Source organism: Paenibacillus sp. J22R67, assembly GCF_059692175.1.
Genome location: NZ_JCAUAX010000004.1, coordinates 524,040 through 540,119 on the forward strand (window position 1 = coordinate 524,040; position 16,080 = coordinate 540,119).

General features: G+C 46.9%; 12 protein-coding genes and 1 pseudogene. 10 read left to right on the forward strand and 3 right to left on the reverse strand.

All coding sequences use genetic code 11. The features are described 5' to 3' along the window. Positions 1-2: 2 nt before the first annotated feature. The 8 genes from AC58VC_RS18670 to AC58VC_RS18705 all read left to right on the forward strand — a co-directional run bounded on the left by AC58VC_RS18670 (position 3) and on the right by AC58VC_RS18705 (position 11,136). Positions 3-878, forward strand: coding sequence for a carbohydrate ABC transporter permease (locus AC58VC_RS18670; protein ID WP_497370323.1), 876 nt, complete (start codon positions 3-5; stop codon positions 876-878). 39 nt (positions 879-917) lie between these two features. Beyond that, positions 918-2,423, forward strand: coding sequence for an extracellular solute-binding protein (locus AC58VC_RS18675; protein WP_497370325.1), 1,506 nt, complete (start codon positions 918-920; stop codon positions 2,421-2,423). Between the two features lie 102 nt (positions 2,424-2,525). Beyond that, positions 2,526-4,820, forward strand: a complete 2,295-nt coding sequence (locus AC58VC_RS18680; protein ID WP_497370326.1) for a helix-turn-helix domain-containing protein — start codon at positions 2,526-2,528, stop codon at positions 4,818-4,820. 25 nt (positions 4,821-4,845) lie between these two features. After that, on the forward strand, positions 4,846-6,006 hold the full coding sequence (locus AC58VC_RS18685; protein ID WP_497370327.1) for an enolase C-terminal domain-like protein: 1,161 nt from the start codon (positions 4,846-4,848) through the stop codon (positions 6,004-6,006). A 661-nt stretch (positions 6,007-6,667) separates the two neighbouring features. Further along, positions 6,668-8,185 (forward strand): extracellular solute-binding protein, encoded by a 1,518-nt coding sequence (locus AC58VC_RS18690; protein ID WP_497370328.1) that lies wholly within the window; start codon positions 6,668-6,670, stop codon positions 8,183-8,185. A 21-nt stretch (positions 8,186-8,206) separates the two neighbouring features. Beyond that, positions 8,207-9,163 carry an ABC transporter permease gene (locus AC58VC_RS18695; protein ID WP_497370329.1) on the forward strand — a complete coding sequence of 319 codons (957 nt, stop codon included), beginning with the start codon at positions 8,207-8,209 and terminating at the stop codon, positions 9,161-9,163. A 27-nt stretch (positions 9,164-9,190) separates the two neighbouring features. After that, positions 9,191-10,069, forward strand: a complete 879-nt coding sequence (locus tag AC58VC_RS18700; protein WP_497370330.1) for a carbohydrate ABC transporter permease — start codon at positions 9,191-9,193, stop codon at positions 10,067-10,069. Positions 10,070-10,113: 44 nt separating this feature from the next. Then, positions 10,114-11,136: a Gfo/Idh/MocA family protein gene (locus tag AC58VC_RS18705; RefSeq protein ID WP_497370331.1), complete on the forward strand. Its 1,023-nt coding sequence runs from the start codon at positions 10,114-10,116 to the stop codon at positions 11,134-11,136. A gap of 6 nt (positions 11,137-11,142) precedes the next feature. Here the strand turns inward: AC58VC_RS18705 and AC58VC_RS18710 are convergent, their stop codons facing one another. From AC58VC_RS18710 to AC58VC_RS18720, 3 genes and pseudogenes are all read right to left on the reverse strand, one after another. Beyond that, positions 11,143-12,024 carry a helix-turn-helix domain-containing protein gene (locus AC58VC_RS18710; protein WP_497370332.1) on the reverse strand — a complete coding sequence of 294 codons (882 nt, stop codon included), beginning with the start codon at positions 12,022-12,024 and terminating at the stop codon, positions 11,143-11,145. A gap of 159 nt (positions 12,025-12,183) precedes the next feature. Beyond that, a complete protein-coding gene (locus AC58VC_RS18715; protein ID WP_497370333.1) occupies positions 12,184-12,552 on the reverse strand; it encodes a carbohydrate-binding protein in 369 nt (122 codons plus the stop codon). 73 nt (positions 12,553-12,625) lie between these two features. Further along, a pseudogene (locus AC58VC_RS18720) lies at positions 12,626-12,919 on the reverse strand (fibronectin type III domain-containing protein); the annotation flags it as partial. A 335-nt stretch (positions 12,920-13,254) separates the two neighbouring features. Here AC58VC_RS18720 and AC58VC_RS18725 point away from each other — a divergent pair. Both AC58VC_RS18725 and AC58VC_RS18730 read left to right on the forward strand, forming a co-directional pair. Next, entirely contained in the window at positions 13,255-15,750 is a 2,496-nt protein-coding gene (locus AC58VC_RS18725) for a glycosylhydrolase-like jelly roll fold domain-containing protein (protein ID WP_497370334.1), read from the forward strand. Beyond that, a complete protein-coding gene (locus AC58VC_RS18730; protein ID WP_497370336.1) occupies positions 15,747-15,869 on the forward strand; it encodes a hypothetical protein in 123 nt (40 codons plus the stop codon). The genes AC58VC_RS18725 and AC58VC_RS18730 overlap by 4 nt, the downstream gene beginning before the upstream one ends. Positions 15,870-16,080: the final 211 nt, after the last annotated feature.

Sequence of the window (16,080 nt, forward strand, 5' to 3'; positions counted from 1 at the left end):
GGATGAGAAAGAGCACGAAGGACCTCTTTCCGATTGTTAACTATGTGTTGCTCTCCCTTATCGGGCTAGTGACGTTGTTTCCGCTTTATTATGTCGTCGTCGTTTCGTTCATGGACCCATCGGAATACTTGAAGGGAGGGCTCAGGCTGTTTCCCTCGACGTGGTCTCTGGCTTCCTACAAATATTTGCTGTCGACAAAATCTTTCCTGAACGCCTCAATGATCAGCGGGTTTTTGGCGATTGTCGGCACGTTCTGCAGCCTGGTCATCACGGCGGCGCTTTCTTATGCACTTTCGCGAAGAAGAATGCCGGCGCGTCGAGCGATTTTATTGTTGATGCTATTGACGACGCTTTTCAACCCGGGGATGATTCCACCTTATTTGCTCGTACGTGATTTGCATCTCATTAACAGCGTCTGGGCATTGATCATCCCCGTGTTAACCAGTGGCTGGTATGTCATACTGATGAAGGGCTTCTTCGATAGCATTCCGGATAGCCTAGAGGAGGCAGCCCAGATGGATGGCTGCAATGATATTGGCATCTGGTTCCGAATTATTTTACCATTATCTCTACCATCGCTGGCGGCCTTTGGCCTTTTCTATGCGGTCAGCTACTGGAATACATTTTTCTCAGCTGTGTTATATATCACCGATTCGTCGAAATGGCCGCTGCAAGTATTATTGCAGAACATGTTGATCGATTCTTCTACGTCGGCAGGAGGGGGCGCTGCACAAGAGCTTATGGCGGAGCAGTCCATTCCTCCGGAGACTCTGAAGATGGCCGCTGTCGTCATTGCGACGGTCCCGATCTTACTTGTTTATCCGTTTCTGCAGAAGCATTTCGCCAAGGGTGTCATGGTCGGTTCGATCAAAGGGTAATGAGGCAAGCATCCGAATATTGATCAGGGGGTTATACATTTGATACTACGTAAACATGGTATAGTAAAAAGTGCAACGATTTTGACGGCGGCGGCTATAGCGTTAACGGGCTGCGGTGGTGATGTTGGAAAAACGTCCCAGAAAACGACCGAGATCTCCATCATGACGAACTTCAGTACACCGGAACCGCCGGGCGCCGACAATGTGATCGTTCAGGAAATCGGCAAGCGCACGAATACAAAGTTAAATATTCAGTGGGTTTCGTCCAATAACTATGCGGAAAAAACGAAAGTGACGCTGGCTTCCGGTGATATCCCGGACTTGATGTTCGTTCTGGATCCATTTGACCCACTCGTGATGCAGATGGCTAAGGAAGGCGCGTTCTGGGAGCTTACACCAGAGCTGATGAAGGCGTATCCGAATCTGGCTGCCTACCCGTCCGCGGTATGGGAAAACTCCAAAATGCAGGATGGCAAAAATTATGGTATTCCTGCGGTTCGCCCAATGGGCGGGTGGTCTTTTATCAATATTCGCAAAGACTGGCTCGATAAGCTCGGTATGAAAATGCCGGAGACGATGGATGAGTTATTCGAAACGATGAAGGCATTTACGTATAAAGATCCCGACGGCAATGGCAAGCAGGACACGTTTGGACTGGCCGGCAACCAAGGGTCCTTCCTCTTCGAGCCGCTTTTCAACTCAACGCAGGGCAAGTGGAAGCTGAAGGATGGCAAGCTGGCGCATATTTATCTGGAGCCGCAGACGCGTGATGCCATTCTGTATGAAAAGAAACTGTACGACGAAAAGGTCATTCCCGAGGACTTTGCGGTGCTCAAACTGAGTCAGTTCGAGGATATGGCTAAGTCTAACAAAGCCGGCATGTGGGTCGATACGGTTGAGGCCTCCTGGCGTCCGACAGAGGAGCTGCGGAAAACGAATCCGACAGCGGACTTACTGCCAATGACATATTTGGTTAGTCCCGAAGGCAAGAAGATGGCGTATCAATGGCGTGGCTTCAATGGGATCTTCCTGATTCCGAAGAAGGTATCCGAGGAGAAGTTGAAGACTATTCTGCAATTGATGGATTATGGTTCGTCGCAGGAAGGTACGGATCTGGCTTGGTACGGCTTCAAGGATGTTCACTATACCGAGAAGGACGGCATCAAGTTGGCCACGGAACAGGCGAAGAAGGATATTGTCTCCCAGAGTGCGCTTGGTAAAATCTTCAGTCGCGACGAGAAGTACCTCTGGGCTTATCGTACGGGGATGCCTGCCGATGTTTTCGAGCGTAACAAGAAGATTGTCGATGCAAGGGAACCGTATTTGGTTGGTGATATTGGCAACGGTTTATTCTCGGAGACGGCGAGCAAATTCGGCGCGGAGATTGATAAGAAAGTCGATGATCTGCGGGTTAAAGTCATCATGGGCAAGGAACCAATCAGTGCGTGGGATGATTTCGTGCAGAATCTGTCCAAGGATCAGAACTTCCAAGCTATTATCAAGGAAGTCAACGATTCGTATCAGAAGCGAACAGCGGGCAAATAACATTTTAAATAACCAGATAAAATCAGCAGGAAGCGGCTCATGGGGCATTTGCTCAGGAGTGCGCTTCCTGTACGAGCATAGAAGAAGATGGGATGGATGGGCATGAAGAAGCGGATAGGGAAAGGATTGCTATCATATCGAGGACACGCATTCCGGCGGAGCTTGCTGCTCATTCTGATTGTTACAACCATTCCAACCCTCCTCATTGCAGTTAGCAGTTATTATATCGGTGTCAGCTATATAGAGCGTGAGGTCGAACGGACGCATAAACTGCAGCTTGACTACACGGTTAAGCAAGTCAGCGATGCGCTGGGGCATCTGCAAGTTGGTATGAACCAGTGGACGCTCAATCCGATGAGTGACAAGCTCAGAGGCATTGATTTTAAAGATAATTATGCGTTTAGCAAGGATTTTTTTGAATCTCTGACTGTCTTGAATAACAGCAGTGCGCTAATTGATCAGACCTTTGTGTACCTGGAGAGTCCGCCTCGTATTATCTCGGACAGTCAAGGTATCCACAAATTGGAAGATGAAGGGGCTAAGCCATATCACGAATTGCTCGCTGTCAAAGAGCGGCTGTTCTGGCGCATGCTTCAGGCGCCTGCGCTCGATGGGCTGTTCGTCATTCACAAGCTGCCGGTTATCGGCGAACCTTTCGGTGTGATCATGGCCCGAATTAACGAGAAGCAGCTTCTAAATTTAGCGGGCTTCGATCCAGGTCTTGGCGGCACGGCTTTCATCCTCAACAGGGAAGGAACGCTGCTGTCACGCGAGTTGTTCTCGCCTGCTGTTAAAGAGATGAACGAGGCACTCGTTCAGGAGATAAGCGGGAAGCAGGAGAAATCCTCATCTTTCCGGTGGAGTTGGGGTAACGAGCTGTATGTGGTATCGACGGCGGCTATACCGATCACCGGTTGGGAGCTCGTTTCGGCAGTGCCAATGTCCGAATTTCTGAAACCGATTGTGCTCGTTTCCCGGCTCATTATGGCGGTGGGGCTGATTAGTTTATTGGTTGTTCTACTTAGCTCGTGGTATGCGTCCGTACGGCTGGTTCAGCCGATTCATCGGCTTTTGCGTACGTTGATCTCCCCAGCCGGTCCGGAGCCGCTGCTCGTTCCCAAGGACGAGATCCAGTACATTGAGGAACAGTGGCGGAATTTGAGCAGAGAAAGTCATTTGCTGCAGTCACGACTCGAGGGACAACATTCCTCGCTGCGGACGGGGTTCTTGCTGCAATTGGTGCAAGGCCATCTGCAGCTGTTACAGGATCAGGAGATCACGCAGCGCATGGAGCAGTACGGTTGGGAACCGGAAGGACAGCAATTCGTCGTTATGGTTGTGCAACTGTTGGGTTTCCACCGGCTGCAGGGGTCCTTCCGCGAGGATGAACAGCCACTGGTGACATTCGCAGCGGTGAATATGATTGAGGAACTGACAGGCAACGACAATGTATCCGTCATGAACTTGCATGACTTATCTGTCGGTTTGTTCATGATGTTTCCCCAAGAGGTATCTCCTGCCGAGGTTGCCGAGCGGCTGAAGCGGATGGCTTCGGAGATTGGTCAAAGCTTGCATCGTATTTTGAAAATGGATACCGTAATTGGCCTAGGTCAGACGGTATCCGCCATCAGCCGCATTCCGATCGCTTGGGAAGAGGTACAGCAAGCGCTGCGGTACAGAAAGCTGGATGTGCCAAACCAGATTATCGATTTGAACGAACCGATGAGCGAGCATGCAGATTCAAGATATCCTTTCACGTTGGAGCAAGATCTGGTCCATTCGATGGTTAGCAGCCTGGGTGAAGAGAGCCACCGGTTGTTGGGCTTGTTCTTCCAGGAGCTGAAGGCGCATGCGAAACGAGAACTACTTCTGCAGCAGGGCAGCCTCAAGCTTCTGGGAGCGGTGCAAGCAGCTTTGATGCAATCGGACGTCATGCGGGCCGGTTCCCTGTTCGATTGGGGCCAGCTCTATGCAGAGCTGCTGGCGCTTAAGGACAGCGACGAGATGCAGGCTTGGTACTCCGCTCGGATCGTGGAACCCTTAATGGCGGAGCTTATGCATCATCAGAACGACAGAGCTCGCGAATTGGTTGAGCGGACCGTCGGTATGATTCGTTTGGAATATCAAACGGACATCTCGCTGGACTTGTGCGCTGACCGCCTCGGCATCTCTTCGTCGGGTCTGAGTAAGCTTTTCTTGCAAGTAACGGGCATCTATTTCGTCGACTACTTGACCAAGACAAGGCTGGACCGGGCCAAAGAACTGCTTATAGGCTCTGAGCTGAAAATGCAGGAGATCGCCGTACAAGTTGGCTATCAGCCGACGTATTTCAATCGGATTTTCAAAAAAATGGAGGGCATGACGCCCAAAGATTTCCGCGAACACAACAAACTGTAGCCCTTAAGGGAAGATGGGAGTAGAAATGGATAGGATTATGCAACGTCTGGATCAGGTAACGGAGCCGATCCGCTCGATTGAGCTTTACCGGTATGACGTAAATGTTGGGCGGACATTCAGCCATGGGACGTGGACGAATCGGATCCACGGATTTATCCGGATTTCAGCGGGAGATGGGGATCGGTGCGGCTGGGGAGAAAATATAATGGCTGTCAACCGCGAGGAGCTAGACTTGAAGGAATGGCTTACCCCGCTGCAAGATCTAATCGGGATGCCAGTCGGGAAAGCGGTTCGCACGGTGATAAGCAGGCTTGCTGAGCTGGGCTCCAAGCGTGCTGAGATGGTGGAGACAGCGCTGCTGGACCTTGCGGGTCAACTGCTTGGTCAGTCAGCTCTTGAACTGTTGGGGTTGGATGGCAAGGAGCCCGTTCCGGGGCTATTCTGTATTCTGGAAAACGACCCTGAGAAGGTGAGAGAGCGGGCGCAGGAATCATGGGATCAAGGTTACCGCACCCACCTCAAGATCAAGCTGTTCGGGGACATTGTTCTGGATAAAAAGATCGTCGAAGCAGCCCGCGATGTCATGGGGCCGGAGACGTTCATCGTCGGTGATGTGAATGACGGTTATCGGTCGAAGAAGAGTGAAGATAACCTTGACGATATCGCAGCTGCTCTGCGCATCCTGCAGGAGGCTGGCCTCAATGCTTGCGAAGATCCGGCTAGTTTGACAGTGCCGCAGTGGATCGAGCTGCAGCATCAGGCTGGTGCGCTGCAGCTGCTGCCAGACGCGCCTCTGCGCCCGGCGATTGAGGCTGTGCGTACGGTAAGGGCGGGCATGGGCGGCATCTATAACATTCACCCAGGCTGTGCGGGCTCTCTTATTCATGCTGTAGAGCTGGCGCGTAAGATTCAAAGTTTCGGCGCCAGGCTAATGATTGGTGACGACAGTTTGGTCGGCCCGGCTTGTACGGTTTGGCAACAGCTCGCAATCGGTTTATCGGCCGATTGGGTTGAGGCGCTGGAGAAACCGGGCGAGTCTGATGCGTTCGCATCCAGTGTCATATCTCAGGTTACATCGAGGACGGCTGACAGCCAGGTCAATATGCGTGGCTTTTCGCCGGGCTTCGGACTTGTGCTGGATGAGGGGCAGTTAAGATCCTGCTGCCGGGATTACGGCAAGATTTGATTTTGCGCAAAGAAGCTACCGGATCAATCGGTAGCTTCTTTGTGTTGGTGGACTTGTTAACCCTGCGATTGAGCAGGGTTATTGGGAACTACAGGGCGCTATTTCATCGAAATGCGCCCTTTTAGGTGCGGAGGGGAACTAGGGGCCGCTATTTCGTCTGTTTTGGCTGTTCTTCAACCCTCCAGTACTATAAAAAATTAGTACTCACAAAAACAACCAATAAATGATAGATTTATTTTCAAAAAGGTAGTGGGAAAATGGTTGATGTTGTAATCGAAATATTTCTTGTAAAAATTGGCCTCGTTCTCTTGGGTGGCGTGGTACTTATCATAATTGTCGTATTATTTTGTATGGTGATAGCCTCCATCCTGAAAGAAAGCAGAAAATGAAAAGTCTTCAAGTGAAAAGTATCACTACGCACTGAAAGAGCTGACCTCACGCAAGTTCTTTTTTCTTTCTGTGAAAGGACTTATTGTGCTATGTTAACCCTGTAAATGACTTCGGATCACAAGTGAAATGACAGTTTTGTGTGATTTTACACCAGTTCTGTTCCTAGAATCTATAAGGACTTTAACGTACAATTGGTTTTGTAGGAGCGATGGTTCGATGGTAATGTAAGCGTTATCTTTTGAAAAGATGATACATTTAGGGGGCTAACAATGTGGTCAAAAACAGATTGCGTAAGGTAAACACTCTTGCAGCAACAGCAGTTCTAACTGTCTCATTAATTGGTTGTTCTTCCGCTCCAACTGCAAATTCCTCATCCAGTGATTCAAAAGCTGCTGCGCCAATGGATTTAAGCGTAATGTTTTACACATCGGCTAATATTCAAATTACTCATGACGATAATGAGGCTATCAAATTTTTGGAGAAAAAGTTTAACGTTAAGCTGACGATTATGGACACGCCTATCAATGATTACACCACTAAGCAAAACACGATCGTTGCCTCCGGCAGTATTCCTGATGTGATGGTCTGGAACGCATTCCCCGATGCGGCTTTAAGTGGGTATTTGAAGCAAGGGGCCTTCATGCAATTAGATAAGTATATTGATAAAGCTCCTAATTTGAAAAAATACCCCCAAATGGTTTGGGACAATGTGAAAGTAGATGGACATTTCTATATGATACCGAGGGTGAGGCCGATCGTGCGCACAGGCGTCCTTATTCGGAAGGATTGGCTGGATAAACTTAATTTACCTATTCCCAAAACGACAGATGACTTTGCTAAAGTTGCCGTCGCGTTCACCAAAAATGATCCTGACGGCGATGGCAATGCAGATACGTATGGGATTGCTACAGATCCCAAACTATCGAATTTGAATCCATTGTATGCCGCGTTTGGAACAGGAAACGGATGGTTGAAACAAACAGACGGAACACTCACAAATTCATTTATTACGCCAGGCATGAATCAGTCACTTCAATTTTTACGGGATTTATACGCGCAAGGAGCCCTAAGTAAAGACTTCCCGGTTCAACAAGGAAACACTAGAAAAGAAATTCAAAGCGGGAAAGCGGGAATTCTCCTAGAAAGCTATATCGTTGACTACGCTCAGGATATTGCTGCACTGAAAAAAGTGGATCCAAAGGCGGAGCTTATCTATATCGATCCTCCTGTAGGACCAGCTGGAAGTAGTGGATACTTTGCTGGTAGCGGCAACGCTGCTGGATGGGTGATACCGGCGACTGCCAAACCCGAGAAGGTAGATAAAATACTAGAGATTATGAACTGGGAAGCAAGTGAGGAAGGTTATCATTTCAATAAATACGGCATAGATGGTATCCATAACACCAAGAATGCAGACGGTACATTTACTACGAACGAGAAGTATATTAAGGATGACCTTAAGGAATTGATCATGGTTTCACCATATGACGTGTATAGCTATACGGATACTGGAGCACCACTCGAGGTCCAAAAAGTGCAGCGTGATGCACTCGATAAGGTTAAGGACAAGGGAATTCCCCTCCTTATTCCATCGTACATCTCACCAACTCAAATACAGAAGAACGAAGAAATCAACAACAAGCTTAGATATGACTACTTTACAAGAATTATTACGGGGCAGCTGCCAGCAAATGCTTTTGATGAGTTTGTCACGAAGTGGAAGTCTGGTGGAGGCGACCAAATCACGAAGGAGACCAACGAGTTTTATAAATCTCAGGGTAGTAAGTAGTATCATTGGGAGTTGACATGTATGAACCAATTTTCAGGGCAATCCAGCTTAACAGGGCCGATAACGAAGAAAGCAACGAAACGAAGATTTGTCTCTTTATTTCAGGATTGGGATCTTTATTTGCTTGCCCTTCCTGGGATCGTCTACTTTCTTTTATTTAAATACTTGCCAATGTGGGGAATTCTAATTTCCTTTCAGGATTTCAGTCCTTTTTTGGGGTTTTGGAAAAGCGAGTGGGTTGGGTTTAAGCATTTCCAGGAACTTTTTGCTTATGATCATTTTTGGAACTTAATGAGGAACACGTTGTTAATTAGCTTTTATCAGCTGATCTTTTTCTTCCCAGTTCCCATTATTTTTGCTCTAATGCTGCATGAAATAAGCAAAACGTTCTTCAAAAAGTTGATACAGACGATCATTTATCTACCGCATTTTATTTCCTGGGTTGTCATTGCATCTATTACGTTTGTTTTGTTATCAGGCGGGGGAGTCGTTAATCATATCATTGAGGCAATGGGTGGAAAAACGATTAATTTCTTGTCTGAACCGGCAGCTTTTAGAACGCTGATTGTTATTCAAGATGTTTGGAAAGAAGCCGGTTGGGGGACCATCATCTATTTAGCTGCACTTGCAGGTGTCGATCCACAATTGTATGAAGCTGCCGTCATGGACGGAGCGAACCGCTGGAAACAGTTATGGCACATTACGCTGCCAACGATTCGCAGCACGATTATCATTTTGTTTCTCTTACGCCTAGGACATATCATGGATGTCGGGTTTGAGCAAATTTTCCTCATGTTAAACAGTTTGGTGCGAAATGTAGGAGATGTTTTCGAAACATTTGTTTATCAAAAGGGATTGGTTGAGGGGCAATTGAGCTTTTCCACCGCTGTTGGACTATTTAAGTCAATCATCAGTCTCATTGTTGTTGCTGTTGCGAATTGGTTGGTTAAAAAGGCTGGCGAAGATGGCATATATTGAGCTGGGAATGATAAGGAGGATGACAGCATGATTCGAAATAGAGGGGTAGGCAGTCGGATTTTTGATAGTGCAAACTATCTATCATTGTTCTTAGTAGCGGTAATAACCTTTATTCCCTTCTATTATGTCATTGTCGCATCACTATCACCAATCAAGCAGGTGCTTACGGAAAGCATTATTTTATGGCCTGAGAAGTTTACTCTTACGTCATACCAGATGATTCTTACTACCCCATCATTTGTCAGAGCGCTGCTATTTACAATATTTATAACTGTGGTAGGGACCGCAATAAATATGTTGTTTACCTCAACATTAGGCTACTCCTTGTCGAAGAAACGGTTTCGCGCGCGTAGGGCTATTTTGATGTTAATCGTGTTTTCGATGATGTTTAGCGGTGGGCTTATCCCAACTTATCTAGTTGTTAAGCAGTTGGGGATGATCAATAGCCTTTGGGCTCTAATGTTACCGGGGGCTATCTCTGCTTTTAACCTGATTGTTTTGAAAAATTTTTTCGCGAGTATCCCGCAAGCGCTCGAAGATTCGGCAAGGATTGATGGTTGCAGCAACTTTGGCATTTTCATGCGAATCGCATTACCCTTGTCCTTGCCTGCACTTGCGTCCTTTACGTTATTTTATGCCGTTGGGAATTGGAATCAGTTTTTCGCTGCAATCATGTATATGAATAATTCGCGTTATTGGACGCTGCAGGTCGTTCTAAGGCAGCTTGTCATCATTGGTGATTCTACAGGATACGGACAAGTCGTTGATGACGCCAACAAAACGGCGTTTCCCGAAACATTGAAATATGCTGCTATTGTGGTCGCCACACTTCCCATTTTGATGGTGTATCCATTCTTGCAAAAATATTTTGTTAAAGGGGTATTAATGGGTTCGGTTAAAGAATAGGAAGAACAAAAATTAGGTTGGCAGGATCTACAGGAGGAAAGAGTATGTTTAAATTGGGCTTGATGGGCTGCGGAGTTGTTGCAAATTACGGGCATATTCCCGCAATAATTAATTCGTCTACCTTCGAATTAGTTGCTATTTATGAACCAGTGGTTTCTCGAAAAGAGGAGCTGCAGAAGAAACATAATGTTCAAGTGTTTAGTGATGTTGAGCTGTTTTTCCAATCCGGAATTGATGCGGTAGTCATTACATCTCCAGCGCCTTCTCATTATCAAAATGTACGCGATGCTGCACGTTATGGTAAGCATGTTTTGTGCGAGAAACCATTGGCTATGGATGACAAAGAAGCTGCAGAAATGATTACCATGATGGAAGAAGCGGGATTAATGTTGTTTACAGCATTTGATTACCGATTCAGCCCCGTTGCTCAAAAGATTAAAACCATCGTTGAAAATAAGACGATCGGTGAGGTGCGATCCCTGAGGTTAAGTTACATCTGGAATAATCATGGTAAATATGTCGAACAGGATCAGACCATTCAACAACTAAACCTAAGACGCGCCAACCGAATGATCGAAGGCGGACCTATGGTTGATTGTGGTGTGCATCAAATTGACCTGGCCAGATGGTGGTTGAATTCAGATGTACAACTTCAGCATGCGGAAGGAGCTTGGGTAGACAATTATGAAGCTCCAGATCATATGTACCTGCATATGAAGCATGCCAATAACGTACATACGATGTTAGAAATCAGCTATTCCTACTGTTTTACGGCTAAAGAACCAGTCTCCCACTTTATTTATGAACTGATCGGGACTGACGGAGTCATCCGTTATGATCGTGAAGCGCAATTATTTGAGATGCGGAATTCAACCGGCACAACTCGGTTTCCTTTTGCCTCAGAAAAGAATTTCAAGGGCATGTACGAGGCTTTTGCCTTATCACTTGAAACCGGGCAAAAGGGAGACATGCCGACTGGCTTGGATGGGCTTATTGCAACCCGTATCGCCCGTAGGGCAACAAACGAACTCATTCAGAAACATGCGAATTTGCAGGTAAATGAGTAGCGTGCCTTAAACGAACGATGCTGGTTTTTGTATGCGCCTTTTGCGGAATTCAGAAGGCGTATACGCGTTATAGCGCTTAAAAATACGAATGAACATATTGACGTTCGGGAAACCGGATTGCACGCCAACATCGGCAATATTAAGCGTTTCGGTAAGCAGTAGATGCTCAGCTGTTTTAATTCGTCTTAAATGAAGATAATCAACAAAGGACATGCCAATACACTGCTGAAAGTATTTAATAAAATAGTGATATTCCAAATGTACGAGATGAAGGATATCCTGAATCCGAATCGGATTACGATAATGTAATTCAATATAATCCAATACGGGTTTGAGACGCTGCCAATCCGCAGGTGAAATCGGAGGCGTGGAGGGAGCATGACGTATGAGCAGGGAGAGCAGTTGTTTGAAGGCACCGCTTATCGCCAGCTCGTAACCGGGCTCCATATGGCTTGCTTCTTGGTAAACTTGGACTAACAAATGAAACATGGTTTCCTTAACAGATGGATTGTTAGCCAATACCTCGTTGATGCGATCTAGTGGTTCCGATAATTCTAACAAAATTGGGGAGAAGTCCTTGGTATACGGATCTAATTGTGCCGTCATGTCCAACTGCAAGACAATTTGTTTGACTAACTTCTGTCTTCGGGTACGGTGTAACCGGGATGATCCGATTATTAACAAGTCTTGATCTTGTAAATGATAAATCGTGTCTACCGTTTCAACTTGCATAGAACCTTCAAATAACAAAATGATCTCTATTTCTTTATGATAGTGCCACGGGTTCCAAGGGAGCGAAGGAAGTGGCTCTAAAGTAATGTCCCATATTTTGTAGCGCAGTAAGGGATGATGGTAATTAACGTGCTCATTTTTTGCGTTTTCTTCCACATTTGTTCCTCCAACATTTCTGATTATTTGGATGCAGGGTTACACGAAAGTAAGCGCTATCACGATTTTAGCATAGATACTAGGAGATCACAAAGTGGAATAAAGGCAAAAAAAGAAGGCTACCGATTCATCACTATCGGTAGTCTTCTTCGTTAACGTTTATTTTTGCAACTCCCATAGAGCTGGAGTGACTGTTGGTGTCCAGGTATAGATAGACTTGTGGGATTGCAAGCATTTATACGTATGGCCATTGTAGGTAACAAGAGTGCCTCTAGTATAAGAGGTATTTGTTGCCCAAGCGGCAATCGCTGGAGCCTCGGCAGCAGCTGTTGTACCGCTGACCGTGCTGCTAAGCGATTGATTGCCCGAAGCGTCGATTGCGTAAACTGTAAAGTTATACGTTTTGTTCGCTGCAAGCCCAGTTACGGTATAAGAATCAGCAGTGCCCGATGTTGTTGTAATAAGCGTGGAACCGTTATAGATTTTGTAACCTGTTACGCCAACATTATCGGTAGAAGCTGTCCACATCAACATCATGCTGGATGCTGTGGGTGATCCCATGATATGGAGACCAGTCGGTGCGGTTGGCGGCGTAGAGTCCGTTGCCGGCTGCATCAATGGCTTTAACCGTGAAGGTATAAGCGGTGCTTGCTGTAAGACCAGTTACGGTATAACTGGTTCCAGTAACATTGGCGACAAGGGTGGAACCATTATAGACTTTGCACCCAGTTACGCCAACGTTATCTGTGGAAGCGCCCCAAGACAAGGATACGCTCGTTGCAGCTGCTGTTGCTCCTTTGGGAGCTTCCAAGCTTTGAGGTTCATAAACGATGGCACCGCAATTTGTGTTGGCACCTGATTTGCAAAGTGCAGAGCGGCTTGCAGGACCGTCCACATAACCGTGCGCTGACGCTTTTCCAGCCTGAAACAACGAGCCAATGGTTGCAAGAACGACTAGCAGGCAAATCAGAGCGAATTGTTTTTATATAAACTCCTATAGAGCTCATACATATATGTAAAAATATATATATGATTGTAAAGGAAATGTATATATTCCTCATGAGTCTTTTGATTGATTTTGTAAATGAAAGGAATTCATGGATCTTTATCGAAAAATAAGTCTGAGGGACTAAAGCATCGGAAATCAGTTTATGTCCTGAATTTAGTTTATTGTATTGTTAGAGCGCTCCGCGTATAGTTCTGAAGGAATATAGCTAAAGAGGTGAGAACATGCTAGAAACTTTGAACCAACAGTTTGCAGAACCACAAGCGGAATTTAGTCCCATTCCGTTCTGGTTTTGGAACGATGAGCTGTCCAAAGCAGAAATTAGTAGACAAATTCACGATTTTCACGCAAAAGAAGTCAATGGCTTTGTGATTCATCCTCGTATGGGATTATCGCATCAGACGCCTTATTTATCAGATGCATTTATGGAGCTGGTCGAGGTCGCAGTCGTAGAGGCAGCCAAGCTGGAGATGTCCGTTATTTTGTACGATGAAGGGATGTATCCGTCCGGTTCCGCATGCGGTTTGGTCGTACAACAGAATCCCGAGTTTGCAAGCAGAGGTTTGAGGATGGAAGAGCATTCATGCGGGAGGAGTGGCCTACATATTCCGCTTGTTTGCTCGGCGGGTGAAGAGATTATCGCGGTTCAAGCGGTTCGTAAGCTGTCCGATCATGCGATTGTGCCTGGAAGTGCAGTTCATCTTAACAGCAGTCAAGCATCTATCCAGTTTATGCCGCCGGATGACGGGGATTGGTCTGTGCTCCTATTTATTGAAACCAATTCCAAGGGGAAAATTCGAGGTGTACATTTTGGTCAGGACGATGGGGAACCGGATGCTCCTTTGGCCGCCGACTTGCTTAATCCCGATGCGGTTCAAGCCTTTATTTCGATTACACATGAGAATTACTATAAGTGGCTTAGCTCTTACTTTGGTTCAACAATCTTCGCGTTTTTCACCGATGAACCTGATCTGCTAGGTCGGGGTCATACGAAAGGATTGAAGCCTTGGACGCGAGGATTTATGGCGGAGTTCCTTAGCGGTAACTCCGAGCTCGATCTACCTGCACTTTGGTTTGAGGCCGGTGAGAAGACGAGAGCCATCCGCAGCGCCTATGAGACAACGGTGCGAAATCGTTTGGCGCGCACGTATTATAAGCAGCTCGCCGATTGGTGCGAAGATCACGGCATTGGATTGACGGGTCATCCGGCAGCCAGCGACGACATCGGACTTCTTGCCCATTTCCACATTCCGGGGCAAGACGTTGTGTGGCGCTATATTGCCCCGGAAGACGGGAAGTCTCTTACGGGCGCACACAGCACGATGGGCAAATGCTCATCTGATGCTGCACGACACCGTGATAGAAGAAGAAATCTGAACGAATGTTTTGGTGTCTGCGGCAAAGAAAGCGGCTGGGCGCTAAGTGCGGATAATATGAAGTGGTATTTAGATTGGTTGTTCGTACGAGGTGTCAATCTGATATCACCTCATGCGTTCTATTATTCCATCCGAGATACGAGACGTGATGAACGACCTCCGGATGTAGGTCCGAATAATATTTATTGGTCGGAATACAGCCGTTTTGCACGTTATATCAAAAGGATGAGCTGGCTGATGACCGACAGCGTCAATCTAGCTGAGGTGGCTGTGCTGGCTCAGCCCGACTTCTTGCCTTGGCGAATCGTTAAGCCGCTGTATGAGTACCAAATTGAGTTCAATTACTTGGAGGAAGAGCTTCTGGGCAGCTCCTGTCAAATTGAGGCTGGTATCATCCGTATCGTGAACCAACAATACAAAGCACTGCTGATAGAAGATGGAGATAGGGTGAAAGAGGAGAGTCGAACGATCCTTGCATCGTTCATCCAGCAAGGTGGCGTCGTGATTGAAATGCTTGGGGAAAACCGTGAGACCATTGATTTCGGGCAGGTCCGCGTAAAAGAGGATGGAGAGTTGTTGGAGGCTTTGAGGTTGACGTTACTCCGAGAAGCCCTGATTCAGCCACCTTGCGCATCCATTCGTGTCAGTCAAGTTGCGAAAGAAGGCATTATCTTTTATGTCATCGTCAATGAAGGGGAAGACTCCTATCAAGGGAAGCTTGTGACAGAGCTGTCCGGGCGAGCAGAATTATGGCAGCCTTGGTCAGGAGCCACGGATGTAGTTCACACAGAGCAGATTGCAGGTGGCCATCGGAGTATTGGCTTTACGATAGAACGCAGGGAATGTCTGATCATCGCAATCGATCCGCATCAGGAGCACGTTCAACCCGTGCCTGCCAGGCAGCAGTTAACGGAAGTGTTTGACCTTTCGGATGGGTGGCAAGTGCAAGGAGAGCCATTCGAAGGTGAGCTCACTTCGCTTCACTCATGGACAGAATGGGAAGGGATGCAGCACTTCTCAGGCACCATTGCGTATGAGAAGAATATTGAGTTTACAGATCCTGGTAGACCTCAAACGGTAACTCTTGATCTTGGGGAGGCGCATGAATTCGTTCAAGTCTGGGTGAATGGCCAAAAGGCCGGCGTCCGGATGTGGAAGCCATATTCCTTTCCAATCGAGCAGGATTTGAAAGCGGGGATGAATGTCCTGAGGGTAGAAGTGACAAACAGTTTAGCCAATCGCTATGATGGTCTATCGCTGCCCTCGGGATTAATCGGCCCTGTGAGGATACAAACTTCTCGCCATATTTTATCTGCAACGATGAGAAACAACGTTGCAGAATGAGAGTAGCCCGTGAGTGGTACGGTAACGATGAAAAACATCGTTACAAGCCGTACGCAGCGCAGGTGCGCAAGGGGAGCGTATCTGCAACGATGAAAAACAACGTTGCGGAATGCGAGTAGCCCGCGGGTGGTGCGGTAACGATGAAAAACATCGTTACAAGCCGTACGCAGCTTGGCACTCATGGGGCTAACCCAAATGTCATAAGACTTAGGACGCCCCCTTCTTTAATTTGTAAAACAAAAAGAAACCTTCCCTTTGTAAATTGGAGAACCACCCAAAAGGAAAGGTTTCTTTCTACATTCAATAAACACTTGTACAAAATTCAATAAA

Bases quoted from the DNA above. Each gene is read 5' to 3' on its own strand.
- AC58VC_RS18670 (WP_497370323.1), top strand. From the start codon at position 3: ATGAGAAAGAGCACGAAGGACCTCTTTCCGATTGTTAACTATGTGTTG.
- AC58VC_RS18680 (WP_497370326.1), top strand. From the start codon at position 2,526: ATGAAGAAGCGGATAGGGAAAGGATTGCTATCATATCGAGGACACGCA.
- AC58VC_RS18685 (WP_497370327.1), top strand. From the start codon at position 4,846: ATGGATAGGATTATGCAACGTCTGGATCAGGTAACGGAGCCGATCCGC.
- AC58VC_RS18695 (WP_497370329.1), top strand. From the start codon at position 8,207: ATGAACCAATTTTCAGGGCAATCCAGCTTAACAGGGCCGATAACGAAG.
- AC58VC_RS18700 (WP_497370330.1), top strand. From the start codon at position 9,191: ATGATTCGAAATAGAGGGGTAGGCAGTCGGATTTTTGATAGTGCAAAC.
- AC58VC_RS18705 (WP_497370331.1), top strand. From the start codon at position 10,114: ATGTTTAAATTGGGCTTGATGGGCTGCGGAGTTGTTGCAAATTACGGG.
- AC58VC_RS18715 (WP_497370333.1), bottom strand. From the start codon at position 12,552: ATGTGGACAGCTTCTACCGATAATGTTGGCGTAACAGGTTACAAAATC.
- AC58VC_RS18725 (WP_497370334.1), top strand. From the start codon at position 13,255: ATGCTAGAAACTTTGAACCAACAGTTTGCAGAACCACAAGCGGAATTT.
- AC58VC_RS18730 (WP_497370336.1), top strand. From the start codon at position 15,747: ATGAGAGTAGCCCGTGAGTGGTACGGTAACGATGAAAAACATCGTTAC.